This window comes from Reinekea marinisedimentorum (assembly GCF_004341165.1).
Classification (GTDB): domain Bacteria; phylum Pseudomonadota; class Gammaproteobacteria; order Pseudomonadales; family Natronospirillaceae; genus Reinekea; species Reinekea marinisedimentorum.
The window spans coordinates 1-24948 of the sequence record NZ_SLZR01000009.1; the positions used below are offsets into that span (position 1 = coordinate 1).

Here is a 24948-nt window from a genome sequence, read left to right on the forward strand (position 1 = left end):
GAAGGCAGCGCTCAACCGGTTCATGATTGAATTTGAAGAGCGCTTGGAAGATTATTTATAAACCTTGCAGTTACACAGAATTAATTACAGGGTCGTTAAAGCTTGTCTACGACTCGTGTTATAGACATATTGTTAACTAGAAAATCGTGAAGTTTTCTATTTTTTAGGATCCATGAATCAATTTTCATCTGCCTTAGTCTGTCACCTCTTCTGTGAGGTCTCAGTCTTACATAGTGATAAAAGTTACTATGATAACGATGTCCAAATGCATTAAAAGCAGGAGTATGGTTATATTTATACCCGATGTCGAACACTTTTGCATTTCGAGCTTTTGCGAAATAATTAAATAGTGTTTGATCTGCAAAGACACGAAACTCAGAAAGTGAGCGATCTGTTGATATATCGAACCAATGCTTGGCTACTGACAAAGCCGATTCAAATATGCCTAAATGCTCTTTGCAAAACAGCATAGCCCCACTGTTAAAATATTCTGAGCTCCATTGAATATCTCCAAATTCTTTTTGTGACTTTTTTATATCATTCGAAATCCAGCCATTCTTCACTGCAGGTGCGACCTCCGGAGGGAGGCTGTCTATAACTGTTGCGCCTAGGCTATCTGGTGGTACAAAATCGAATAGATTAGGAGCAGTAGGGCTTACCAGGATGTCACTATCTAGATACAGCATACGGTCGTACACTTTTAGCTGACTACCTAACAGCAGCTTACTGAATCCCGGCCACATATCTTTTAAGTTGTGACCAGACAATACAAAAAAATCGGCCCCGCACTGTTCCGCGTAACGTCTCATTAGCGGGTGAGAGTAGTCGGCCCACTTTTGACCATTCTCTCCAACGGCAACGGTTACAATGATTCGTTTTTCCATTTCTCTATCCTTGTAAAATTCTGTCTAGATATGATTTAAATAAAATTTTTGATTTCTACTGTCGGTACCAGCCAAAGTCGCGTTTTTATTTGAGTTTCATTCTTGACCTTATACTGCTTGATATAAACGCTAAAACTTGCTTCAGATTAATAAATCGCTTGAAAATTAGAAAGACGGACAAAGCTCCAAGTAACATAAATGTAGTATCTAGGATCAAATGTACAACTAGTGATTCTGTTAACGATGAAGCATATTGGTCTAAGTAAATGAATACTGCTGAGACAGGCAGTGCTGCGCTTATGTACCTAAGTTTTATTTTGTTATCAAAGTATTTTTTAGACCAGAACTGACCTACAAAAATTGCAGCAACATTTGTAAGGAATATTGAATAAGAAGCTCCTACAAATCCATAAATAGGAACTAGCCAATACAGAAGCACTGATATTATCAGCGCTGAAAAATATCGTATGCCTGTTGTACAAATTGTTTTGCTAGTCACTAGAAAACTAAATAGAAAGAAGTTTAATAGTGAATTTAATACAACACCGTAGGTAAGCGGGACAATAGCTTTAGTGGATGTGAAATAGGCTGGGTCAGCCATTAATCTGATTGCGGGTTCATAAAATAAACTTAAGCCCATTGCTGCTAGTACGAAAACGAAGGAGATACGATTAAAAACTGTATTGAAGGTTTCTCCTCCCTTGTCATCGCTATTGAATATTTTAAACCTTTCCGTGTTCCACCATTGACCGAATGGGCCCCATATAAGTAGCGGAAGAATACCCGCAAATTTGCTAGCAAGTTCAAACAAGCCGAGATCTGTTAATGAAGAGAAATAGTTAATTGATATTCTTGATACCGAGCTTATATATAGCGCGCCTAGCCCTGCTAACCATAATGGCCAGCTGAATTTAACCAAGCTTTTAAAAATTTGAAAGTCGAACTTAATGGAAGTTGAATAAAATATTATTACAGAGTAAATGAAAGCAAAGATGGCAGAAGATAGCACTGAAGAAATAATTATGCCGTAAACGCCAATGCCTGCGAATACAATGAGGTATATGTTTAACGAAAGTTGAACTAGAAGCTTCATTATTGAGCTTGCCGCAAATAGTATTGGCCACTCTTTTATTCGCAGGTATGTTGTTCCGTAGGCTTCAATTCCTACAGTAATTAATGAGATTAAATAGATTCCTATTAGGCTCGCATACTTTGTCGATCCGTAAAGGAGTGTCGAAATCTCTTGGTTAAAGGGCTTGACCGATAAATAGAAAACGAAACTTACTAAGATGCTACTTATTAGTGCTGTAGAAATGAGCGTTTGTCGATACTTTTTACTTTTGTTCTCAAAATAGAACTTAGGTAGAGCTTGTGAAAATCTCGCTCCAAAAAGTAGTTCTATTATTGTTAATGTTGTGACAAGCAGGCCAACTACTCCGTAGTCTGCAGGAGTTAGGTAGCTTGTATATATGGGGAGCATAATAAAGCCGGTTAGTTGCCTTATTATTGTGCCTCCAAAATAGATTGCGACTTGCTTTTTTGCTGGCAATGCGCGTGTAAAGATGTTCATTCTTGGCTCACCTTATCGGTTTCAAACTAATTCATAAACTAGGGTTTTATATCTTTTAGGAATTGCTTAACTGATTAACAATGTTTTGAGATAAATTAAGGCCAGTGAACATGGTTTTTCTGCCGGCTTTGTTGCGAATCAAGCTAAATCTATAGGGTCTCCCCGGTATTCTGATTACTTACAGTAGAGATAGGCCGAAAAAATCATAAATAAACGACCCAGATTTCTATACTTAATACAGTCAATCTATGTGGGTTATTTTTCTATACTACTCTCGAGGAAGTTTTAGGGGAAGTTCCACCGTAGGAGTTCACATGAAGGCTAAGCGATATTTCGGCCAAAAAGAGCCCGCTACTTTTACACTCCACTGAATGGTCATCGACCTGATATTTACTTCGTATTGTCTAGCTCTAAAGCTAAGGTATGGAGTGAAAGTCTACGTGAATATTCAATGTATTTGCCTCTTCAATTGCGCTACAAGCTCTTTGTGGGATAGTAAAATGTTGTGTTGATTAATAACGTATGTTTTGCAGCGCTCTTTTATTTTGTGGTCAGTTGAGTTTGTTAACAGGCCTATGATTTGTATTGCAGCACTAGAAATATCTCCTTCTGAATATATGAAGCCGTTTTCTTTATTTGTAATGATTCCACTAACCGATGGGTTGTCTGAGCATAAAATAGGAACCCCTGAATATAGGTTTTCTAGCATCGACAGCGAGAATCCAACTTCACCCTTAGAGGGGTGGAACGAAATGAAACAGTGGCTATAAAAACTAGATGGGCTGCTTACATTGCCAGTAAAAGTCACGTATTCACTTAAACCAAGGTCATTCGCTAATCGCTCTAAATCTTGTCGTGCAGGGCCGTCTCCTACGATCAAGTAGTGCCAGTTTCTGCCATGGTACTTGTGGATAACCTCTGCAAATGTTTTTAAAGCGAAGTCTATATTCTTAAAAGGGTTCAAGCGACCTGTTGAAACTATGATTTTTCGATCTCTTGGTATGGAGAATTCTTCGTAGGGGTCTGTGTATTTTATGTCTCGTAAATAAATACCGTTGTTAACAGCAATGCATTTTTGTTTTGGTATGCAAGTGACATTTATAAGGCGGTTTCTTATAAATTCTGTTGCACCTATGGCAACATCAGTATTTATAAGAGGTATTCTACTAAAGACGACTTTTAATATTTTCTTAAAGCCTTCCGGCCTAGTTCGTAAGCCAGGTGTATGATCATGTGTGAATATGCGTTTTACTCCGGCTAGTCGATATAGGGCATAGCGAAAAGCTCGGGTTGGCTTGTCGGTATAGTAGATATACGTAATGTTGTTCTGTTTTATAAACTCTAACTGGCTTGGAATATTATCAGTAGAAAAGTCATTAAAATTATTCTCTACCACTTCAATGGGTGCACTAGCTATTGCTTTTGGAACCTCTGAAATACTCGGATAGGCCAGGAGTATACGGTGGGTGTCACAAAAAGCATGTGCTATGGCAGCCCAATAGCTTTCCATCAGCCACCAGGCATACCCGACGTTAGAGTCCCAGTTGGCAACCAGAAGAATGGCTGGCTTGGCCTTATTCATTAATTAACCTTCCATTTTCTACTTTCTTTCTAGTTACACAGTCAAAACTGTAGCCCAACAGTTCAATGTCTTTTGCGTACAGCTTCGCTACCTTTTCTTTTGCCCTGTCGCTATAAATTTCTTGATAAGTCTGGCTGCTTCTCTGTGTTGGGTTCTTGTGGCCTAGTGGTGAGCTACCTGGCACTTTACTGCTGAATTTTAGGTAATCCTGCTGAATGTTTTCAAAATAGCCAATATCATCAATTAGAAGGCGGTCTTTATGGTCTAAAAGAAATTCATATTGGGGTTTAAAGTGTATGTGTGTTTTCAGGGTTTCTTCATTAAGCCAATTGTATACAAAGTCGTCAAAGTTTCTTACATTTGCGAAGTTTTTATCTGCCCATTTTCGGTCAGACTCATCCCAGCCTCCAGTTTTTAGATAAGTGTATGCAGAAAACAACCGGCTCCAAGGGTTACGTACAAAGGCAAACTTGTAATAGTTGTTGAAGTCTGCCTTGCCGAATATAACTCGGTACTGAACACCCGTATAATGGTACGGCAACATACCATATAGAGAGGTAGCTACAGAAGTTCCCGCGGTCTTTGTTATGTGTATAAATATTGTTTTCGTTTTTTTAAAGCCAGTGAGCGAGAATGTTCCTTTTTCATGGATGTTAACTTGGTTAAGCAGCTGGCTTATTTCCTCCTGGTGACGAAATTTATAGAATTGATACCTGTACTCATACGGGACGAATTTATTATAAAGATTTCGAATGTGGCTTTGCACTTTTTGCCCCTCAATACTTATTGGTAATAGGCCTGCATAAGCCGCTGGCCAATAACATTAATATCGTACCTTTCCCGGAGGGTTATTACGGCACTATCTTTAACTGTAGGCCAGCTTTCCTTGTTCAATATTAACTCTTCCAGTTGTGCGGCAATTTTCTCACTAGATCTGTCAGGAACTAAAAAACCCGTATGACCGTTGTTTATGCATTCCGGTATGCCTCCGGTAAAGGTAGAAACTATCACCGATCTCATTGCCTGAGCCTCTTGCAGTGCAACGCCCTGAGTTTCTTCATGGAAGCCGTCATGTGACTTTAGGGACGGAAATATGAAAATATCGGCTCTTCGGTATTCCGCCAGGAGGTCTGCGCTAGATAGACCGGTTTTAATCTGAATGCCAGTACAGCCTTTATCTGCAATGTACTGCTTTAATTCTTGCTTTAATGGGCCGTTGCCAACAATTGTGTAGCGTATGTCGTAGCCCATTTCAATGAGTTTGATTACCGCATCAATTGCGAATATGTGGCCCTTGTCAGGGTGGAGTCTGCCCACTGACAGTACCTCTAGTGAACTATTATTCTTTATGTTAGATACACTGTCTGGGTTGTACATATCCAGATCTATTCCCTGCGGAATAACGGTTAAGTTGGCATTTTCTCCACCGATTGATCTGTATTGGTTTGCTGCAAATTCTGTGTTTACAAACACATGTTTTGCCAACGCAGCTATTGTTTTTCGCTTCGGCTCAGGCAAGTTGGTGAGCCCAACGGGTTGCAAACCATGAAAGGTTGTCACGAAATTATAGTTGCACGCAGTAACAATGGGCCTGAAGTACACCGATGGGAGTTCCGAATGGCTATGTACAACATCGTAGCCTTTGTACAAAAATTCGGCATAGACCACAAGGTTAAAGTAATCTCGAAGGCTATACTTATCATTACTTGCCTTAAGCAGGCGCCAAGATGCTTTGGCTACATTCTTGATGCTTGTCCAGGTATTCCTTGGCTTCATCGGATTAAAAACCTTGAGCGCATGTTTTATCGCATCTTTGCCATATGGCTTTATAAAATGGCTATTATCCAATAGATTAAGGTCTGATATTTTAGAAAGGTATGGCTCGTTACGCTTGTCATTGATTGCCAAAATATCAACATGGTGGTTGTTTTTCATGAGAAAATGTATCTGATCAACAAGCCATGGTTGTATTAACGTAGGGAATGAAGACGTTAGAATGAGTGCTTTTTTATGCTTCACAGTGGCGCCACTACCTCTTAGATCAATAACGGTTAAGTTTAGTTAACTTCTGGAGTGGGTGATGTATAGCCAAACAGGTCAATAATCAGCTGCTCTTTACATTGTACAAGGTTGATTGTTTCCTGATCATAATAGAAGTCAGCAGTTTTTCGCTTCGAGCTATTGGTTCTTTGCTGGAATTTATTTTCTATCGTTTTAAAGTAATACTCCATCGGCTGGTAATTCGAAAGCTCCAGTGCTCTTGCTAAGTCACTTTCTAAATGCTCATTCCTGACTATAAAGTCAGTGTTTTTGTTCTTGTTCCAGAAATCCCGGATTGTCTTATACTGATCGAATAACTTTTTATCGTAAACATTTGTTGTATGGTGAGTGAGTAGTTTTAACATCCTATAAGTCATAAGGCCGTGACTGGTTGATATCGGGCTAAACCCATAACCCTCACCAATATCAAACTTATACTCTTCACTCAGCAACCTTTTTAACCACTTTCGGAATAGGTCAGCGTCGTTAGAATCTTTGTATAGGGCTTTCCATGAATTGGTGTCTTTCTTGATGTTGTGTGTCAATTGGGTGCGGGCTTCGTATATAGAAAGTCTCTTTTTACCCATTTCATTTGGAAGCTGAGTCTTATAGAAATATAGACTCTGCTTTTGAGTGGTATTTAAATAAACGGCCCCTTTGCCTTGGCAACCGTAAGCCCATAGCGATACATACCAATCCCATGGATTGCGTATTGAAGCTATTTTATATAGGTGGTCTTCTTCGCTGGTCAGTCTATTGTGCTTACCAATTATTTCGCCATCTAATAGCTCGCTTAAAATTGCGGTTATGTGCGTGCCGCCAGTTTTATGCAGCTCCGTGAAAACTAGTTTTTCAGTTCTAAACATAATTAGATGGTCTCTATTAAAGCGGGCTTCAATCTTTCTTTTCTTTGAAGTAATTAAAATGTCTAAGCATCGGTTCAGCAATGTTATTAATTTTTTCTATATCTTCGTTTGTTAGATTGCTGATGCTATCTGCATTCATGTTCTTGATGGTTTCGTCTTTCTCATGAATTTGAAATTTCTGATTTAGAAAATCTAGATTGTCACTCGGCAAATCTAAAAAATTAAGCAATTTGCGAATGGTGTCATCTGTATTTTCAGTGAACTCTTCATAGCTTATGCCCAAGTAGCGATTAAGTTGTGCTGATTCCTCAACCAGAAGCTCGCTACTGCGTTGCCATTGGTAGGCGGCTTCTTCTATTGTCCAACCTTCCCTGCGGTGATGAGGCTCAGCTTTGCGTTTGATTCCCTGAGCTACCGCGTAACCATTGCGTGTTATACCAATGAAGTAAGAGTTCTTGAAATTCTTTTCTAGCCATTTTATTTTGGCGCTGTTCGGCGGGGATTTTTCTAGAAAATACTCTCGACGCTTGTCTAAGCGCATTGCCCACTGCTTTTTCAATCGATTAACATCTGGGCCGATAGAGCTCTCATCCATCCGGAACAAGTCTTCACGGTTAACCCACATTCTGGGTAGTCCAATTTCGTAGTCTTTAACAAATTGATCTTGAATGAAGTGGCCTTCTGTTGGGATTGCTGATATATCTGGATGTCTACCAAGTACTTCTGCTAATAGGGTTGTCCCAGAGTTGTAGCATCCGACTACAAAAATCCACTTTTTATTATCAGGTACTCGAGTAAGCTGAGTTTTTAGCTCTCTATTAAAATCACTGAGTGACTCTTTGACATGTTTTATTAGGTAGTTTGTCATTCACTGTTTCCTGTTAGGTGCGCAGTACTACTTTGTGAATTTAATATTTGTAGGTATGTTCGTTCGTATTTTATAGCCTGCTCTTTAGCATCAAATACTTTGAAACGTCTTTCTGGTGGCTGCCGGTTTAGTGTCTCAGCTAGGCCCTCAATTGAACAAAATTCTTCTGCCACAAATAGTTCGGTAAGGTTGCTCAACGTGTCCCTTAGAATAAGGCGTTTTTTTAAGGCTTGAGTTTCTAGTGCAATCATTGGTAGCCCCTCGTGATCGCTGCACATGACAATAGCATCCAGGCTGTTTATGCAACTTGGTATGTCACTGCGGTGACCATGAAATGTTGTAATGTCCAATATGTTGAGCTGCGCAGCCTGTGACTCTAGAGTGCCTTTCAGTGGGCCATCGCCGATAATATGGAATCGAAAATCTTGATTGCCCTGTTGCTTTAAAATAGAGGCGGTTGATAAAAACATATCAACACGTTTTACTGGAACTAGCCGACCTATTATACCTATGTGCTTTTTGGCTGGCTCATTGAATTTAAATTCGGCAATTGCTTTCGCGTTTTCTGTCAGCTCTTCGGTATCAACGCCATTGTATATAACGTGAATTCTGTCAGGTTTATAGATTTTTTTCAGTTTGCTTTTTAACTCGTCAGAAACTGCGATGACGGCATGCTGTAAATGGTTGCCAACCCACTGGTCTACTTTTGCCTGCAGGTTGCTTTTCCAATTTGGGGTTATCTCCGATGCGCCATGAACCGTTCTGACACTCTTGGCTCTTACTGTAAATGTATTTGCAATTGCACCCAAGATATTCTCTTTTTGCCGGTGTGTGTGAACGATATTTGGTTGCTCTTCTTTAAGAGTATGCCGAAGTATATTAAATATCTGCCAGCTGGTATGGGTTTGCTCGTCGATAACGGTAACAGGGATGTCGCAGGCCCTTAGGCGCTCTGCCAACACACCTTCATTCATTAGAATAGCGCTGATGTTACATTGACGCTTCAGATACTTCAGCAATGCATAAGCTTGAGCCTCTGCGCCAGCCCAAAGGTCACCAGATATGATGTGAACTACCTTCAATTGGCTGGTTTCCCGTTGGTTATCTGTCATGCAAACAACATCCATGTTTCGCTATAATGTCTGGTATTATGCCTTATATGTATGTCAGATTAATAGACGCGGCATTTCTGCTGGTCTTCAAATGGAGTTGAACTTTGATTACCGTTTTATTTTGGTTGCTGGCCATATGCTCAGTATACAGTTACTTTATTTATCCGCTTATTTTAAAGCTATTACCAAACAAAAAGGCCCTCTTAGTAGTTGGCGAGTCAGAGCCTGAAAAGGTGAAGTCATACCGGTATACGTTAATAGTTGCAGCCTTCAACGAAGAAAAGCGTATTGAGCAGAAGTTGCAGAATATGCTCGAATTAACTTTTGATAGCGATAGGCTCGAATTCATTGTCGCTTCAGACTGCAGTGATGATGGTACCGACGATATTGTTAAGAGCTATCAGGAAAAAGGCATTGGCTTCGTACGTGCTACTGAGCGATTGGGCAAAGAAAACGCTCAGCTACTGGCTATCAAGCAGGCAAAGGGCGATATATTAGTATTTTCGGATGTTGCCACGATCATGGAACCAGACGCTCTGAATAAGCTGGAACGCTATTTCACAGACAGCTCGGTTGGTGCTGTTTCTAGTGAAGACCGCTTTGTCAGCCAGCAAGGCGAAGTTGCTGGGGAGGGGGCTTATTTAAAATACGAAATGTGGTTGCGTAAGCAGGAGAGCCAGTTAGGTGGTCTAATTGGCCTAAGTGGTTCATTCTTCGCCGCCCGTAAACAGGTCTGTGAGTATTGGGATACCCAGATGTGTTCAGATTTTAACACGGCATTCAATTGTGCTCGGGGTGGCTATCGCTCTGTATCGGCTCCGGATGTTCTTGGTTTCTATAAAGATCTTGCGGATCCATCGAAAGAATATGCCCGCAAGGTTCGTACGGTGCTTCGTGGAATGACTGGCCTGGCACGCCATAAAGAGGTTCTCAACTTCTCCAAATACGGGCTATTTGCCTTTCAGGTATTCAGCCACAAGCTGATGCGCTGGGGTGTGCCATGGTTCTTAATGGCGCTTTTGATTGTATCGGTGCTGATGGCTGATAACGGCTGGTTTTACCAACTGGCTCTGTTAGGGCAAATACTGTTTTACGGTGTCGCGCTGTTCGCGCATTTAAGTGAAAGGTTCCGCTCAATAGGTCCAGTGAAACTGGTGTACTTTTTTGTTCAGGTTAATATCGCATTGATAGACTCTGCAATTAAATACTTTTCAGGTACGCGTATGACTACGTGGAAACCTTCCGCAAGATGAAGTTTAAGAGTCTGCCTCCGGTTAACAGTGTAGTTTCTTTCAGGAAAGTACCGTTAAGCGAGAGCCTGCTCCCCGGCTACCAGATTAAATTTGTAGGCTCGGGCACTCAAGCGCTGGCCTACGCACTAAGCCAAATTAAACTGGCCAACCCTGGTATAGATAAACCAGAGGTTATTGTGCCGGGGTATTGCTGCCCGGACCTTCTCTCTGCGGCTATATATGCTGGTTATCTCCCTGTCTTAGTCGATATCTGCGAGAACGACCCTTCTTACGATCTGGCGCAGTTAGAACAAGCAATAACATCAAACACTTTGGCTGTGATTGCTGTTAATTTTATGGGAATAAAAGAGCGTCTAGCAGATATTAGTGTACTGCTGCAGAGGTACCCCAAAATAAAGTTAATAGAAGATAACGCTCAGTGGTTCCCGGATGAAAACGAGGTTAGTGAACTAACAGCTAATTTTGTAACGTTTTCATTTGGGCGCGGTAAGCCGGTTAGCCTTTATGAGGGCGGGTTAGTCGCAATAAAGCGCTCTGAACCAGTGGTTGGCCTTCCCATTCAAAAAGCAGAGCAGTTCAATGAGTTGAAATGGAGGTTAAAGGCTCTTGTCATTGTCCTGTTATCTAAGCCTGTATTCTATTTTTGGTTAGAAAAAGCCCCGTTCTTAAGGTTGGGCGCTACCAGGTATAAAAGGCTCGACACAATACAGGAGCTGCCAGCTGGGCTTCTCAGTTTTGTTCAGGCTAATATTGATGCTTACCGTAGTCGTAGCCGTGAAATTGAAGCGAAGTTAAAATCCAGATTTGAAACTGTTAACTGCCTCAATGACGTTATTGTTGGCCGGGGTTCTCGCCTTTTACGGTTTCCTTTGCTGTTGGAAAACAACAGTACGGCGAGCGACTACTACTCTAAGTTAAAAGAGCAGGGTGCTGGTGTAAGCCGGATGTACGCAGATTACCTGATGGAAGTTGAGGGTGTCTCTACGTTAACTGTTCGAAAGACTAGCGAATTAATGAATTCAAGTGCTTTTGCTAAGCGTTTTTTAACATTGCCTGTAGATAAGTTTGTAGAACAGAGTGAAATTTAATATTTCGAATGGAATCTTTAATGATTAAATCAAAGATAGTTTCATTTTGTAATGGATTAAGCGAGGCGGGCGCGTTTACCGGCTTTCTCGCACCTGCTGTTCCTGTTTTTATGATTCACCGGGTTCATGATTTATCTGAGTGTTATGGTGGCATATCGGTTGACTACCTCCGTAGGTGTTTAACCTATATAAAGCAACATGGTTACCGGGTTTTAACATTGGATGAGTTGTATGAATTTATTGTTCAAGGGGGAGCTATTCCGAGGAAAGTGGCTGTTTTTACCATAGATGATGGCTTTATAGATCATTACAAAAATGCGGCCAGAGTTTTCGATGAATATGGCTATCCGCTTAATTTCTTTTTGGTTACAGATCTGATAAATAAGCGCTTATGGCCCTGGGATGATCAGATCGCTTGGGCAGTGAAACACTCCAGTGCCTCAAGAGTAGATGTTGTGCTGCCTGATGGTTCGGGTTTCTCTGCAGATATAATTAGCAGTACACCTTCTCGGGTCGTAGAGCGGCTGAGAGAGGCCCTTAAATGTAAGCCAGAGAAAAACCTTTATAGTTGGATTGAAGGCCCGCTTTGTAAGGCGTTGGGTGTGAGTCTACCCTCGACTTTGCCTGAGCAATATGAACCGATGAGCTGGGCTAATGCTAGAGACTTGGTAGCTCGAGGGCATGGTGTTTATGCTCATACGGTGAGTCACCGCATCTTGTCACAGCTAGATAGTAACGAAATTGAGGCGGAAGTGGCAGGCTCAATTGACGAAATGAAAAGCCAGAACATTGAGCGCCAAGACTACTTTGTATACCCGACAGGAAGGATAGGTGATTTCAATGAGCAAGCAAAGCAGGTTCTTTGTAGTCAAGGAATAAAACTAGCCTTTAGTACAGAGCCTGATTATGCAAAGCGAAGTTCAGATACACTATCAATACCCCGGTTTTCTCTGCCATCAAATTTCGTCGATTTCATGCAGTATTTAACTAAGTTCGAACAGTTTAAGAGTGCTTTAAGGGCTAAGTTTTGAATACTTTATTTCTAGTAAGCCTAATTGCACGTTTAACTATTGTTGAGCAGTTATTGAGGCTGAATATTATGCCGGGCAGAGGGTCTTTCCAATAAAAGGTTGCGCCAACTTTTGGTTTTGTTAAATGCTTTATATAAAGTTTGGCGATTGAGCGAAGAGGTTCTCTGTCTTCCGCCCGGGCAATAATGTCCCCAGTTAGATTTAAGAATAACTTGTTGTCTCGCTGAGCTGAATTTGGAGTTTCTTCGTGCTGTGAAATCAGGTGGCTGTACAGAACGTTGTTGACGCCGCAGCGAGTATCAAACCAATTACACATACCAACTCTTGGGTTTGTTTCTATATAAAAGTAGCTGTCGCGAATAGGGCACCTTTTGAATTCAATCATAGCCGGCCCCGTATACTCGATGGCTTTTCCTATTTTTGCGCATTCAGCGTAGAGAGATTCGTTGTATTTACTCAGCGCCATTGATGTGACTCCATAGTGAGATGGAGTGGTTCCCAGCCGTTGAAATGAAAAAAAGCTTACCATTTCGTAGTTGTTATTGAAGTTTACATTACAGACCCATAGTTCATCATCGTTACCGGTAATGATTTCTTGGCCAATAAATCTATCGAGTACATCCTCAAATTTTTTACGGAAGGCTACGAGCTCGATTTCGCTACTTATGACCAGGTTTTTTGCGCCTAAGGTAGCGTAATCAGCAAAAGTTCTGGGCTTAATTAACAGCGGAATTTTTGAATTTAATGGTGCTTCTAGGTTCGTTTCAGTGCTGGGGATCGTAACACCTTCTTTTATCATACTTTCACACTCTAATTTTTTATCATTGAGTGTTTGCACGGTTAAAGGACTTATATTGATGAAGTAGTGAAGGTCTTTAATCTCTGTACTGAGTTCTGATGCCCATTCTGCGGCCCAGTCAGAGCAGCAAATGATGCTGCATTTACCATGAGTATTGGATATCTCTTTAAGGTTTTTTAGCAGGTCTTGTTTTGTGGGTTTTTGGGGTAAAAAAACCTTGTTGGATGCGTAACGGCTGTAAGCTGCATTATCTCGTTTATTGGTGAGTATAGTAATAACATCAAGCCCTGCTTGATGCGCAGAACGGACAGCACCCAGGCCATTAATCCCATTTGCAATGATAATGATTTTTTCTGTTTTCATTCTGAATCCAAAGCATTCTAGCTTGCGGGCGGTCTCATTTAGGGTGAGAACACTTAGTGATGGTTATGTGATATACAGTAGCCTGCGAAGCAGACTGTAAGAATGACATTGAAATTTATCATTCTTACAGCTTAGTCTTGAAGGAATCTAACCTTCAATCGCTTTCTTGTGCTCTTGGATTTCGGCATTGTCTGGAGCAATGGTCAGTGCTTTGTTTATGGCATCTAACGCTTCATCCTTTTTGCCGTTCAGGTGCAGAACCCAGCCGTAAGTATCCAGAATCGATGCTGAATTTGGTGCAATGTTTACAGCCTTTTCAGCGTAATCTAGCGCTTCTTTTGGTTTGGCTTCTTTAAGCATCCAGGCCATATTATTCAGAGCAACAACCAAATTCGGGTTGATCTCCAGTGCTTTGCTGTACTGTTCTAGTGCCATGTCTGTTTGGCCGTTGTCCTGATACAGGCTGCCAAGGGCAGTTAGCGCTCCGGTATTATTTGGGGCAACGTTTAAAAGTTCGAATAAAGCTTCTTCCAGGTTTTCTGGCTCCTGAGAGCGGATAAGCCTGAAGTAGTTTGTTGCCAGTTGAGGGTCTGGTTTGTTTTGCCAAATAGGCTTAATGAAGGCCAGAGCCTGCTCTTCACCTTCACCTCCGGCTATAAACTTAACTTTTTCATTGGTCACAACCATGTTTTCAGGGTGGTCTTCCAGGTAGTTATCCAGTTTATTTACCGCTCCCTGATAGTTATCCAGCTGCATTTCTACCTGGGCACCTAAAATCGCCAGGCCACCATGGTCTGGTAACAGGTTAATTGCCTGTTCAACCTTGGTCAGAGATTCTTTCCATTTATTTTGCTGGGCTAATGCAAAGGCTTCACCACGAAGGATGTTGGCGTGTATGGCCCGGGCAAATGGCTGCTCGTTATTGGTATATTTGCTTGCAATGTTTTTGGCCTGGTTAATGTCTCTTTGGCCTACCAGCAATTCAACTGCAGCAGAGTGAAGTGGTAACGCAACCTCAGGGCTATTATCTGCCTCTTTAATCAGCCAGTTGGTGAGTTTATTGGCGTCCAAAGTTGCACTTTTTGCCCGGGTTAAAGAGCTCAAGTATTGCTCACTTCCCGGGTTCACTTTCAGTGCCTTCAACCACATGTCCGAGGCTTCATCAAATGAGTTTTGCGCCTGATACAGGCGCCCTAGTGCACTAATGGTATTAAGATTTTGAGGAACAGTCTTGTGTAGCTCTTCCAGCCCGGTAATAGAGGCTTCTGTGTTGCCTAACTGGTAGTCAGCCATTGCAACCAGCCATATGGCATTAGGGTCTTCAAGTTTAGACAATTCATCGCGAATTTGTGTTGCTTCACTTTGTTCGTTAGATCGAATGAGCTGAGAAACGTAGAAGCCGGTCGTTGCCCAGTCTTCACGGTTTTGTGCATAGGCTTTGCGTAAGTGGCCTAATGCGACGCTTTCGTTTTCCTGCTCAAGATAATATTGAGCCAGCAACAGGTGCAGCCGGGTACGATTGGGCTCCAACTGTAAAGCCTTGCTAATAGATTGCAGGCCCTGTTGTTCCTCGCCACTGTTTAAAGAAATAATGCCGAATAAAGACAGCAGTGTCGTATCATCCGGGCGAGCCAATAAGGCCTTTTTCAATACTTCCAGAGCTTCATCTGGCTTGCCCTGTTCAGCTTGTGCCAGAGCTGTTGCACGAATAATGCTTACGGGTGCGGTTTCCGCATCGATATTCTCGGAAAGCAATAACTCTCCACTTTCAATATCACCCTCACCAATATGAATTAGCCCTAAAAGCATTGCGGCCTGGTGGTTATTAGGAAACTGATTCAGAATATCTTCAAAGTTGGCCTTTGCAGTGTCGAGGTCGCCCTGTGATGCGGCTGCTAATGCATCTTTGTACTGTTGCTGTGCAAGGAAGGCCTCTGGATTCGCTTCGCGGATAAGTTTGCTGTATATCAGAGCTTCAGCGGGTCGGCCCTGATCCAGCAATACAGTAGAGAGGAGTTCAAGTACCTGTTGCCTTTCTGTAAGCAACATATCTGTTTCAGGCAAATACTTCAGAGCATTGGTTAATGCGTTTTCAGCATCGTCAATCTTGCCTTTCTGATAATCCAATTTAGCCTGGTAATACATGAGCACCGGGTCTTCCGGGAACTGTTGCTGAAGTTGCTTGTTCCAGCTTTCTGCTTCTCCATACTGCTCCTCTTGGATTAAAAGGGATATAAACTCCTGTTTGATTTTAAGGGAGGTATCCTTATTCCCTGATAATTCACGATATATTTTGAAAGCTTCGTTGCTCTTTCCGGCAAGAAACATCTGCAACGCAGTTAGCCTGGCGTGTTCGTCTTTTTCTTCATCAGTCGGCACCCAGGCATCGATGACTGTTTTTGCTGAAATGAATTTCCCTTGCAGCAATAGCGCTTCGGCATAAGTAGCATTAACGTCGGCATTATTTTCATAGAAAGGTTTAAGCATCTCTGATGCTTGGTTGGGACTGCCCACTTCTGTTAACAGGCTGGCATAGTGATTAACAAACTTTTGATTGTTTGGGCTTGCCTGAATCGCATTTCTCATTTCAATAAGGGCAGCTCGGTATTGGCCTTGACGCTCGTAAGCCTGACTGCGCTCAACAAATGCCAGTGCTTTATCTTGGTCCGATTCGCTGGAACAACCAACAATCATTACGAGGCTTAAAAGTAACGGTATGGCGAATATTTTTATTCGGTTCATGGTGTGCTCTCTACTGGTTGCTTTCGTTAGTCATGTTGTACTTTTTCATCATGTCATACAAAGTTGGGCGCGTGACTCCAAGCATTTTTGCTGCAGCCGATACATTATATTGGCTTAGCTCAAGTGCAGAGAGAATGGCCTCTACTTCGGCACTTTTACGTGCTTCTTTTAAGTTGATGAGTGAAAATTTCTTCTGAGCCTTAGGTTCATCAATCCCTAAATCTTCAGTTTGCACTACATTGCTTTCTGCAAGTACAACAGCACGTTTAACTTTATTTTCTACTTCGCGTATATTGCCTGGCCAGCTGTAATGTTCGATTGTTTGAATGGCAGATTCAGAGAATGTCATTGCTTTGCCAGACATTTCAGCGGCATAGCGTTTCAGCATGTGGTTTGCGATGAGAGCTGCATCGTTTCCGCGCTCCCGAAGCGGTGGAATGTCGACAACAATCTCACAGATTCGATAGAACAAATCTTCCCGGAATGTTCCTTCTTTAACCATTTCTTCAAGGTTCTTGTTTGTCGCGCACACAACCCGCAGGTCTACTTTTATCTCTTTTCTTCCGCCTATTTTTACAATGCTTCTTTCCTGCAGGAAACGTAATAGTTTAGCTTGTAATGGCAGTGGCATATCGCCAATTTCATCCAGAAATAGAGTGCCTTGATGAGCCTGCTCGACTTTACCTGTTGTTGAGCTGGTCGCACCAGTAAATGACCCTTTTTCATGGCCGAAGAGTTCGCTCTCCATTAAAGATTCCGGAACGGCTGCGCAGTTAATGGCAATAAAGGGCTTGTCTTTATTGGGTGCGTGACTGTGTATTGCCCGCGCAAGTACTTCTTTGCCCGTACCACTTTCGCCAATCAGTGTTGCTGTTACGTTTGTTTGCGCAATTTTTTCTATCATTCGGCAGACATTACGCATTTGTTTGTTGCCGGTAATGACGCCTTTGATGGGCTGCACTGACTCTGTTGTCTTGTTGTTTTCCCATTCGAGTTGAGCGATGCGGAATGCGCGCTCTACAACATGGTCTAAGGTCTCGGTATCGATAGGCTTATAGTAGAAGTCGTAAGCCCCCAGCTTTATTGAAGTCAGAGCGTTCTGGTGCTCATTTTTACCGGTAAGAACAATAATTTTTGTTTTGGGGGCGATTGCCAGTATTTCTTTGATACATCGGAACCCTTCAGATACACCCTCTGGGTCTGGCGGCAACCCCAAATCCTGCAGAACAATGCTGGGTTGATAAGTTCTAACGGCGTTAATTGCTTCCTGAAGATTGCCAGACGTAATAATTGTTGTGCTGAAGTCGTCAAAATGCCATTTCAGCTGGCTTTGCAGTCCATCGTCGTCTTCAACTATTAATATAGTTTTTTCTAGTGCTTCCATTTATTGCTCCATTAACTGAACGCAATCTCAAAGCGACTGCCTTTATCGGGTTCGCTTTGTACGTTCAGGTTAGCACCAAGGTGTTCAATATACGATTTTGTAAGGTACGCCCCAATGCCAACACCATTTTCCTGTTTGGTCGTTGCAAAAGGCCTGAACAGCTCCTCTCTTATGAAATACTCACTCATGCCTTGGCCTGTATCCTCGATAATTATTCGTGATACACCGTTTTGAGTTTCTGAAATAACATTAACCTGGCCGCTGGCGGCTGTGGCTTCCTGTGCATTTCTGATCAGATTCTTCAGTGCTAATGATAACCGCTGCTTATCTGCCTTGAGTTCAAAATCATTATTTACCATAAGTCTGGGCATGGGTTTATAGCAAGAGCACTCTTGTACCAGTTCAAGCAGTAGTTCACTGGCTAAAAAGGATGTTTTCTGCTCTTTGGTGGCTGGATTGAACTTTTGAATTAAGCCTTGCATTCGTGAAGTAGCGTTGTGCACCGTTTTAATCATATCCTCAATAAATGCAGGGTTATTCTTATGGCGTTCAGCGTTCTTTCCGATTAGTGCAAGCTGGGCAATCACATTGTTAATATCATGCATAATAAATGCAGATAAACGATTATAAGTTTCAAGCTGCTTGGTATCGCTAATCACTCTTTCCTGCTGGTGCAGCAGAATGTTGCTGGCTACCTGAGTGCTTACGTTAGTCATTAGATCTCTGTCTTCGAAAGTAATGTCGCTACCCAGCTTTGGTCTGGCCAGGATCACGAATCCGACCAATTTCATTTGTATTATTAGCGGGGCAACCAGCCAGATGCTTTCATTCTTTTCTATCCAGTCGGGAAGTAGCCGGTTGTTTTGCGCCAGACTTGTAGCGCGGCTTCCAGGTACGAAAATCCAGGATTCCTTTAGCATTGTTCGAATGAATGGCTCATTAACGTTTATGCTTTCCGGTGCGCCCTCTAGCTTTATATTGCTGACAATCTGTTTGAAGGTGGAATTGTCATTAATCCACAGGCTGCCTGCTTCTGCGCGTACCACTTCGCATAACATCGTTAGAATGTTTTTGTAATAGCTGGAGCTGGCGCTGTCTAAATCTGAAAGCAGTTTGATCGCATGGAGCCACTCTGTTCGGTAATCATATTTTAGGGAGAAGAAGTGCTTGCTGAGGAATACCTCACAACGTTGTCGAAATTCCCTGGAAATTGCCAGGGAAAACAGTAATAACAGTATTGCAGTCATCGCCAATGAAAATAGATACGTACCTAAAAAACCCTGCTTTTTAACGTAGTAGCTGCCGAGGCTCACCAGGCTGATGAGGCATGCTGAAAACAGAATGGTTGTTGAATAGAATGCTGCCGGGCGGGATACCGTGAACAGGTAGTGGCTATCATCGTTTTCGTTAAATACCATAGAGCCTACGCCCAAGGCTGCTGCGACTGTCAGCGCTAACGCAGCTCTTGTTTGCCACATGGTTAATGGGATGTCGTTTGTTATCAGATTATGGCCGTACATTAAAACATCGAACGCGAATAGAAATGTCAGGCATAAGCCAATTAACTTGATCATTCTATGAGTGTTCAGGTTTCGTACGACCTGTTCTGTAAAGACCAAAGCGAAGGTCGCCAGCAGCATAATCAGAAGGTTAATCGTGCTGGCACTGCCGACCCCAATTAAGAGGCATATTGCTGAACTGGCGGCGGTTACGATTGTTAGGGATGTGATTATTTTGAGTTTTAAAGGCCACTCGATTATGCGAACCCGCCTGGCAAGCAGGGCAAAAAGAGAAGCCAGCCATAGAAACAGCCTTAGAATTTCTGCACCAAGCGTCATTTTTGCTGATAAGGGGACGATACTGTAGCTAATGAAAAATGCAAGAGACCAAATAAATTGCCCGAAGACGCCAATTAGCAGCAGTCTTTTCCAATAAACAGTGATTGACTGGAAAAGCAATAGGGCTAATAAGCTGCCTGTTGTGACAAAGGTGGTAAAAAATGCGGTTTGGGTAACCGTTACATAATCCATTACTACGGTCTCGACAATTCTCGGGTGGCCTCACGCCATTGGTGAGAATCGATCATTATAAAGGCTGGATAATTAAAATATAGTGAATGTGAAGGATCTGCGCAAAACTGTGGGCAGATATCCATTCTGCCGTATATTTTGGGGCTTTATCTAATTGGTGCTGGTCGTCGCTTCAACGTAGTCGCTGTATATGCCTTCAGTGTCGAACACTGCCATTTCAATGGTTTGTTCCGTTGGGTTGGCGATGTCTTCTAATAGTAGTTGGGTGGTCTCGTTACCGCTGACAACCGTTACCGTATACGAGTCATCTGAGCTCAGTTTGTAACGGATCTCGTAACCGCCTATATCGGAAGAGCTCATAGACTCACCATTTGCTCTCTCGGTCGGGGCAGACCAGTAAAGCATGACGTCTCCGTATGTTGTTGTGCTGGTACTCGATGATGTGTTTGTGGTTGATTCAGAGCTTGAACTACTTTCCAGCCCGCTTACGTTACATCCTGCTAAAAAAGTTATACAAATAATAAATATCAAAAGCTGTTTCATATATTAAAAACTATTAAAAATTCAACGCTGTCAGCTTATTGATTTTGCGTAAAATTTCGATCCCTAATGTTCGTAAATGAGACTTCTATTCCGTCTTTTTACGTAAAAATTCAAGTTTGTTAAGTTAGATCAATGTTTGATATCCGTAGGCCGGTAGGCGTTGAGATCGTTGGTTGTCAGGGGAGGGGTTGTGCAGAATTTTTTGGCAGGACGGCTGCTTTCGGGCTTCCGGTTGCGTGGTGTACCACCAGCAAGCTACGTGAGCTTTAAAATGCTGGTGGTACCTAGCGTTGTTTATCAGTTGGCCAGGGCTTCTACGAAGTCACTGTAAATGCCATCTGTATCAAATACCGCGACTTCAAAGGAGTAGTCTTCGGCGTCTTCCATGTCCAGGAAGCTGTATTGATCAGTGGTGTTGTCAGAAATCACGATATTTGAGTATGCATCATCGGCAGGCTTCTTGTAGCGTATTTCATAGCCACCCACATCTGCAGTTGTCATTGTGTCGCCATTGGCGCGTTCGGTTGGCGCAGACCAATAAAGTGTTACGGTGCGGGTCGTGCTGGCGGCTTCTTCCGTTGTAGTGTCTTCTGCTACGGTAGCTTCTTCTGTAGTGGTCGCTTCCTCTACTACGGCGGTCTCTTCTTCAGTCGTTGTTTCCTCTGCCACAACTGTCTCTTCAGATGTGGTGGCTTCCTCTTCAGTGCTGGTGCCCTCTGCGACATTGGTCTCTTCGGTCGAGGTTGTCTCTTCGCTAGTTGATTCATTTGCAACAGTGGTTTCATCAGAGGTGGTCGATTCTTCGACGGTTGTCGTCTCTTCTTCAGTAACTGCTTCCTCAGACGTTGTTGTTTCTTCGGAAATGGCCGTTGTATCAGTCTCCGTTTCAGCAGTTTCGGTTGTAACAATAGTAATCGTGCCCGACTCAATTGGGGTTACTTCAATCTGACAGCCCATCAAAGCGGATGTAGCTAACGTGATGGCAAAAATGTTAAACAGTTTCATATTGGTACCTATTAACCTGATGTCTTGTGTTGAGGCCATAGTAAGAAACGGGTGTTTTTAAACGTGTGAAGGGGTTCAAATCGTTCAATTGGTGACGAAACAGATGCCTGAATAGTATTTTTTGACGGGGTTGTTTGTATTGCGTGATGGTTTATTGTCTATTTATGGTCTGTTTTAGCCTGTTTTTGCTCCTTACGTAGGGCTTACAAACATTTGACTATTTTCCGGTCGGCTGGATCAGTGTTAGAGGTGCTGCACTCTCGCCTCAGTTGAGAGAGGTATCAACAGAATATTAAGGAATGCCTTGTCGTCGCATATTGTCAATTATATTTTGACAACTGCCAGCTTGCTTAATGCGGCCCTGAGCCTAAAATGAAAATTCTTTCAATAAAATCAAATGTACCGATAAGGATTGGATATGGATGTCAGCGTAGTGGTTTTGGCCGCTGGTCAGGGCTCCCGAATGAAGTCAGCATTGCCTAAAGTGCTACATAAACTCTCCGGCAAGCCGCTGGCGGCTCATGTTGTTGATTCTGCACGTCAATTTAGTTCGGACATTAGTATGGTGGTTGGGCATGGTGCTGAGCTGGTTCGTCAATATTTCGCCGAGTCGAGCGTCAAATTTTGTCTCCAAAATGAGCAGCTGGGTACTGGGCACGCTGTAGCCCAGGCGTTGCCAAAGCTTCCGGAAAGCGGCATCGTTTTAATTCTGTATGGCGATGTGCCTCTAACCAGGGTGGAAACCCTTCAGGCTCTGGTGAATCAGGTGGCTGATAAGAGCATGGGTTTGTTAACCGTCCATGCCGCAGACCCAACCGGCTACGGCCGTATTGTGCGCAACGCTGCCGGTGCAGTTCAGGCCATTGTTGAGCATAAAGACGCCAACGAAGATCAGCTGGCCATCAACGAGGTGAACAGCGGCATCATGGCGGTACCCGCCTGGACGCTGCACGAATGGCTGCCAAAGCTGAAAAACAATAACGCTCAGGGCGAATATTACCTGACCGACCTCATCGCCATGGCGGTGGAGAATGGCGTCGCGGTGAATACCGTGCATCCATTCAAAGAGGAAGAAACCCTGGGTGTGAATAATCGCTTGCAACTGGCTCAGCTGGAGCGTTGGCATCAGCAGCAAATTGCTAACCAGCTGATGACCGATGGCATAACCCTGCTCGACCCGAACCGCCTGGACGTCCGTGGCCAGTTAACCGCCGGTCGTGACTGCATCATCGATATCAACTGTGTGTTTGAGGGTGAGGTGACGCTGGGTGAGGGCGTCAGCGTTGGCGCTAACTGTGTGATTAAGAACGCCACCATCGGAGCCGGTACGGTTATCGAGCCGAATACCGTTATTGATGATGCTGCGATTGGTGAAAACGCCAATATAGGCCCCTTTGCCCGCATTCGCCCGGGCACGCACATGGCCAACAACACTAAGATTGGTAACTTTGTGGAAACCAAGAAGGCCATCATTGGTGAGGGCAGTAAAGTGAACCATTTAACCTATGTTGGTGATGCAGAAATTGGCACCGGCGCGAATATTGGTGCCGGAACCATTACCTGTAACTACGATGGCGCGAATAAATATAAAACAACCATTGGCGATAACGCCTTTATCGGGTCGAACTCTACGCTGGTGGCTCCGGTGGATATTGAAAATGGCGCGTTTGTCGGTGCCGGCTCCATCATTACCAAAAGTGCTCCCGCTGATCAGCTGACGCTGGCGCGGTCGAAGCAGGTGACCATCAGTAAGTGGAAAAAACCGATTAAAAAATAATCAAAAACCATTTTTTGGCCTGGCATCAGCCGAGCCAGCAGCTTTACTAATCTTGATGCAGCCAGACGCTGCAACCCTGGAATTTATGGAAGGATCATATTATGTGTGGAATTGTTGGAGCAGTCGCTCAGCGCGATGTCGCTGAAATCCTGGTAGAAGGCCTGCGTCGTCTGGAATATCGCGGTTACGATTCAGCCGGTGTGGCCGTTGTTGATGCCGAATGCAACCTGACCCGCGTGCGTCGCCTGGGCAAAGTTCAGGAGCTGGCCGAAGCCGTGGAACTGGAGCAGGTTGCCGGTGGTACCGGTATTGCGCACACCCGTTGGGCAACGCATGGCGAGCCTTCGGAAGCCAACGCACACCCGCATATGTCGGGTGATATTGCCGTGGTGCACAATGGCATTATTGAAAACTACGAAGCGCTGCGCGAAGTGTTGAAAGGCCGTGGTTACGAGTTTACTTCTGAAACCGATACTGAAGTGATCGCGCACCTGGTTGAATGGGAATACCGTAATTCCGATACCCTGATTGAAGCCCTGCACAAAACTGCGGCGCAACTGGAAGGCGCATACGGTACGGTGATTGTTGATCGTAAAGACCCAAGCCGAATCGTCGTGGCCCGTTCTGGCAGCCCGATTGTGATCGGTTATGGTGTCGGTGAAAACTTCCTGGCATCCGACCAATTAGCATTGCTCAGTGTTACCCGTCGCTTCAGCTACCTGGAAGAAGGCGATGTTGCCGAAGTTACCCGCCGCAGCGTCAAGGTGTTGGATGTCAACGGTAACGAAGTTCAGCGTGAAATTATCGAATCGACTGTAGAGCACGATGCTGGCACCAAAGGTCAGTACCGTCACTTCATGCAGAAAGAAATTTTTGAGCAGCCAACCGCACTGAAGAATGTGATTGAAGGACGTGTTACGGCAGATTCGGTCATTACCGAAAGCATTGGTGTGAATGCCGTGGAAATTCTTTCCAAGGTTGAGCATGTTCAGATCATTGCCTGCGGTACGTCCTATAACTCTGGCATGGCCGCGCGCTATTGGTTTGAAGCGGTGGCCGGCGTCAGCTGCGATGTCGAAATTGCATCGGAATTCCGCTATCGCCAGTTTGTGACCCGCCCGAACAGCCTGCTGATTACCCTTTCCCAATCCGGTGAAACGGCCGATACGTTAGCGGCACTGCGCATTGCCAAAGAAAAGGGTTACATGGCGGTAATGACCATCTGTAACGTCTCCGGTTCATCCTTGGTGCGTGAATCCGACATCGCGTTCATGACCCGTGCCGGTACCGAAATTGGCGTGGCCTCCACTAAGGCCTTTACTACCCAGTTGGCAGCTATGCTGATGCTGGTGACGGCCATTGGTAAGCACCAGGGCCGAATCGACGCGGCAAAAGAAGCGGAGATCGTAAAAGAGATTCACGCGCTGCCGGTACACATTGAAAGCGCACTGGCGTACGACAAAGAGATCGAAGACCTGGCCGAAGACTTTGCCGATAAAGAGCACACCCTGTTCTTAGGCCGCGGCGAATACTACCCTATCGCCATGGAGGCCGCGCTGAAGCTGAAAGAAATTTCTTACATTCACGCCGAAGCCTACGCTGCCGGTGAGCTGAAGCACGGCCCGCTGGCATTGATTGATGCCGATATGCCGGTGGTGGTGATCGCACCGAACAATGACCTGTTGGAAAAGCTGAAATCGAACGTCGAAGAAGTGCGCGCACGTGGCGGTCAGCTGTATGTCTTTGCGGATGAAAAAGCCGGCTTTGAAGGCGATGAAAATATGAAAATTATTTCCATGCCGCACGTTAATGAAATTACCGCACCAATCTTCTACACCGTGCCGATGCAGCTGCTGGCGTATCATGTGGCGTTGATAAAAGGTACGGATGTAGACCAGCCGCGTAACTTAGCGAAAGCGGTGACGGTTGAGTAATGGTATTCAGTAGGTTCTGCTGAAAAATCAGAGCCTACTCCTTTGAAATTCATCAAACACGTCAGCCTTACTATCGA

19 protein-coding genes are annotated in these 24948 nt (G+C 43.8%); 5 read left to right on the forward strand and 14 right to left on the reverse strand.

Translation table 11 applies throughout. The annotated features are described in order from the left end of the window. Positions 1 to 95: 95 nt before the first annotated feature. From BCF53_RS11110 to BCF53_RS11145, 8 genes are all read right to left on the reverse strand, one after another. Positions 96 to 884, reverse strand: coding sequence for a glycosyltransferase (locus tag BCF53_RS11110; protein WP_132701807.1), 789 nt, complete (start codon positions 882 to 884; stop codon positions 96 to 98). Between the two features lie 85 nt (positions 885 to 969). Beyond that, entirely contained in the window at positions 970 to 2454 is a 1485-nt protein-coding gene (locus tag BCF53_RS11115) for a lipopolysaccharide biosynthesis protein (protein WP_132701808.1), read from the reverse strand. A 448-nt stretch (positions 2455 to 2902) separates the two neighbouring features. Continuing rightward, positions 2903 to 4036, reverse strand: coding sequence for a glycosyltransferase (locus BCF53_RS11120; protein ID WP_132701809.1), 1134 nt, complete (start codon positions 4034 to 4036; stop codon positions 2903 to 2905). After that, entirely contained in the window at positions 4029 to 4802 is a 774-nt protein-coding gene (locus BCF53_RS11125; protein ID WP_132701810.1) for a sulfotransferase family 2 domain-containing protein, read from the reverse strand. Before BCF53_RS11125 ends, BCF53_RS11120 begins: the two co-directional genes overlap by 8 nt. Positions 4803 to 4819: 17 nt before the next feature. Continuing rightward, entirely contained in the window at positions 4820 to 5971 is a 1152-nt protein-coding gene (locus BCF53_RS11130) for a glycosyltransferase family 4 protein (RefSeq protein WP_132701811.1), read from the reverse strand. 122 nt (positions 5972 to 6093) lie between these two features. Then, positions 6094 to 6942 carry a hypothetical protein gene (locus BCF53_RS11135; protein WP_132701812.1) on the reverse strand — a complete coding sequence of 283 codons (849 nt, stop codon included), beginning with the start codon at positions 6940 to 6942 and terminating at the stop codon, positions 6094 to 6096. 28 nt (positions 6943 to 6970) lie between these two features. Further along, positions 6971 to 7810, reverse strand: a complete 840-nt coding sequence (locus BCF53_RS11140) for a sulfotransferase family protein (protein WP_132701813.1) — start codon at positions 7808 to 7810, stop codon at positions 6971 to 6973. Beyond that, on the reverse strand, positions 7807 to 8922 hold the full coding sequence (locus tag BCF53_RS11145; RefSeq protein WP_165901891.1) for a glycosyltransferase: 1116 nt from the start codon (positions 8920 to 8922) through the stop codon (positions 7807 to 7809). Before BCF53_RS11145 ends, BCF53_RS11140 begins: the two co-directional genes overlap by 4 nt. Before the next feature lie 104 nt (positions 8923 to 9026). Between BCF53_RS11145 and BCF53_RS11150 the strand changes: the two genes are divergently transcribed. The 3 genes from BCF53_RS11150 to BCF53_RS11160 are packed head-to-tail and all read left to right on the forward strand — an operon-like array spanning position 9027 to position 12294. Beyond that, complete coding sequence (locus tag BCF53_RS11150) at positions 9027 to 10175, forward strand: glycosyltransferase family 2 protein (protein ID WP_132701815.1); 1149 nt, start codon at positions 9027 to 9029, stop codon at positions 10173 to 10175. Beyond that, positions 10172 to 11263: a DegT/DnrJ/EryC1/StrS family aminotransferase gene (locus BCF53_RS11155; protein ID WP_132701816.1), complete on the forward strand. Its 1092-nt coding sequence runs from the start codon at positions 10172 to 10174 to the stop codon at positions 11261 to 11263. Before BCF53_RS11150 ends, BCF53_RS11155 begins: the two co-directional genes overlap by 4 nt. Positions 11264 to 11283: 20 nt before the next feature. Then, entirely contained in the window at positions 11284 to 12294 is a 1011-nt protein-coding gene (locus BCF53_RS11160) for a polysaccharide deacetylase family protein (protein WP_165901892.1), read from the forward strand. Here the strand turns inward: BCF53_RS11160 and BCF53_RS11165 are convergent. From BCF53_RS11165 to BCF53_RS11190, 6 genes are all read right to left on the reverse strand, one after another. Then, positions 12284 to 13456: a hypothetical protein gene (locus BCF53_RS11165; protein WP_132701818.1), complete on the reverse strand. Its 1173-nt coding sequence runs from the start codon at positions 13454 to 13456 to the stop codon at positions 12284 to 12286. The two genes, BCF53_RS11160 and BCF53_RS11165, sit on opposite strands and share 11 nt — an antisense overlap. A gap of 147 nt (positions 13457 to 13603) precedes the next feature. After that, the gene (locus tag BCF53_RS11170; protein ID WP_132701819.1) at positions 13604 to 16198 is read right to left on the reverse strand and encodes a tetratricopeptide repeat protein; all 2595 of its coding nucleotides are present in this window, start codon (positions 16196 to 16198) and stop codon (positions 13604 to 13606) included. 10 nt (positions 16199 to 16208) lie between these two features. Further along, entirely contained in the window at positions 16209 to 17582 is a 1374-nt protein-coding gene (gene prsR / locus BCF53_RS11175; protein ID WP_132701820.1) for a PEP-CTERM-box response regulator transcription factor, read from the reverse strand. An 11-nt stretch (positions 17583 to 17593) separates the two neighbouring features. After that, positions 17594 to 19612, reverse strand: coding sequence for an XrtA/PEP-CTERM system histidine kinase PrsK (gene prsK, locus BCF53_RS11180; RefSeq protein ID WP_132701821.1), 2019 nt, complete (start codon positions 19610 to 19612; stop codon positions 17594 to 17596). 150 nt (positions 19613 to 19762) lie between these two features. Next, positions 19763 to 20017, reverse strand: coding sequence for a hypothetical protein (locus BCF53_RS11185; RefSeq protein ID WP_132701822.1), 255 nt, complete (start codon positions 20015 to 20017; stop codon positions 19763 to 19765). Between the two features lie 435 nt (positions 20018 to 20452). Then, complete coding sequence (locus tag BCF53_RS11190) at positions 20453 to 21112, reverse strand: hypothetical protein (RefSeq protein ID WP_132701823.1); 660 nt, start codon at positions 21110 to 21112, stop codon at positions 20453 to 20455. A gap of 466 nt (positions 21113 to 21578) precedes the next feature. On the opposite strand from BCF53_RS11190, the gene glmU reads away from it, so the two are divergent. Next, positions 21579 to 22937, forward strand: a complete 1359-nt coding sequence (gene glmU, locus BCF53_RS11195; RefSeq protein ID WP_132701824.1) for a bifunctional UDP-N-acetylglucosamine diphosphorylase/glucosamine-1-phosphate N-acetyltransferase GlmU — start codon at positions 21579 to 21581, stop codon at positions 22935 to 22937. A gap of 101 nt (positions 22938 to 23038) precedes the next feature. Further along, a complete protein-coding gene (gene glmS, locus BCF53_RS11200) occupies positions 23039 to 24871 on the forward strand; it encodes a glutamine--fructose-6-phosphate transaminase (isomerizing) (protein WP_132701825.1) in 1833 nt (610 codons plus the stop codon). The last annotated feature ends 77 nt before the right edge of the window (positions 24872 to 24948 follow it).

What these genes read in the sequence shown, in the direction of transcription:
- BCF53_RS11165 (WP_132701818.1), bottom strand. Translation starts at nt 13,456, where the DNA reads ATGAAAACAGAAAAAATCATTATCATTGCAAATGGGATTAATGGCCTG.
- BCF53_RS11110 (WP_132701807.1), bottom strand. Translation starts at nt 884, where the DNA reads ATGGAAAAACGAATCATTGTAACCGTTGCCGTTGGAGAGAATGGTCAA.
- glmU (WP_132701824.1), top strand. Translation starts at nt 21,579, where the DNA reads ATGGATGTCAGCGTAGTGGTTTTGGCCGCTGGTCAGGGCTCCCGAATG.
- BCF53_RS11130 (WP_132701811.1), bottom strand. Translation starts at nt 5,971, where the DNA reads ATGAAAAACAACCACCATGTTGATATTTTGGCAATCAATGACAAGCGT.
- BCF53_RS11120 (WP_132701809.1), bottom strand. Translation starts at nt 4,036, where the DNA reads ATGAATAAGGCCAAGCCAGCCATTCTTCTGGTTGCCAACTGGGACTCT.
- BCF53_RS11135 (WP_132701812.1), bottom strand. Translation starts at nt 6,942, where the DNA reads ATGTTTAGAACTGAAAAACTAGTTTTCACGGAGCTGCATAAAACTGGC.
- BCF53_RS11160 (WP_165901892.1), top strand. Translation starts at nt 11,284, where the DNA reads ATGATTAAATCAAAGATAGTTTCATTTTGTAATGGATTAAGCGAGGCG.
- BCF53_RS11140 (WP_132701813.1), bottom strand. Translation starts at nt 7,810, where the DNA reads ATGACAAACTACCTAATAAAACATGTCAAAGAGTCACTCAGTGATTTT.
- BCF53_RS11145 (WP_165901891.1), bottom strand. Translation starts at nt 8,922, where the DNA reads ATGACAGATAACCAACGGGAAACCAGCCAATTGAAGGTAGTTCACATC.
- glmS (WP_132701825.1), top strand. Translation starts at nt 23,039, where the DNA reads ATGTGTGGAATTGTTGGAGCAGTCGCTCAGCGCGATGTCGCTGAAATC.
- BCF53_RS11170 (WP_132701819.1), bottom strand. Translation starts at nt 16,198, where the DNA reads ATGAACCGAATAAAAATATTCGCCATACCGTTACTTTTAAGCCTCGTA.
- BCF53_RS11190 (WP_132701823.1), bottom strand. Translation starts at nt 21,112, where the DNA reads ATGGGCTGTCAGATTGAAGTAACCCCAATTGAGTCGGGCACGATTACT.
- prsK (WP_132701821.1), bottom strand. Translation starts at nt 19,612, where the DNA reads ATGGATTATGTAACGGTTACCCAAACCGCATTTTTTACCACCTTTGTC.
- BCF53_RS11185 (WP_132701822.1), bottom strand. Translation starts at nt 20,017, where the DNA reads ATGCTTTACTGGTCTGCCCCGACCGAGAGAGCAAATGGTGAGTCTATG.
- BCF53_RS11155 (WP_132701816.1), top strand. Translation starts at nt 10,172, where the DNA reads ATGAAGTTTAAGAGTCTGCCTCCGGTTAACAGTGTAGTTTCTTTCAGG.
- BCF53_RS11115 (WP_132701808.1), bottom strand. Translation starts at nt 2,454, where the DNA reads ATGAACATCTTTACACGCGCATTGCCAGCAAAAAAGCAAGTCGCAATC.
- prsR (WP_132701820.1), bottom strand. Translation starts at nt 17,582, where the DNA reads ATGGAAGCACTAGAAAAAACTATATTAATAGTTGAAGACGACGATGGA.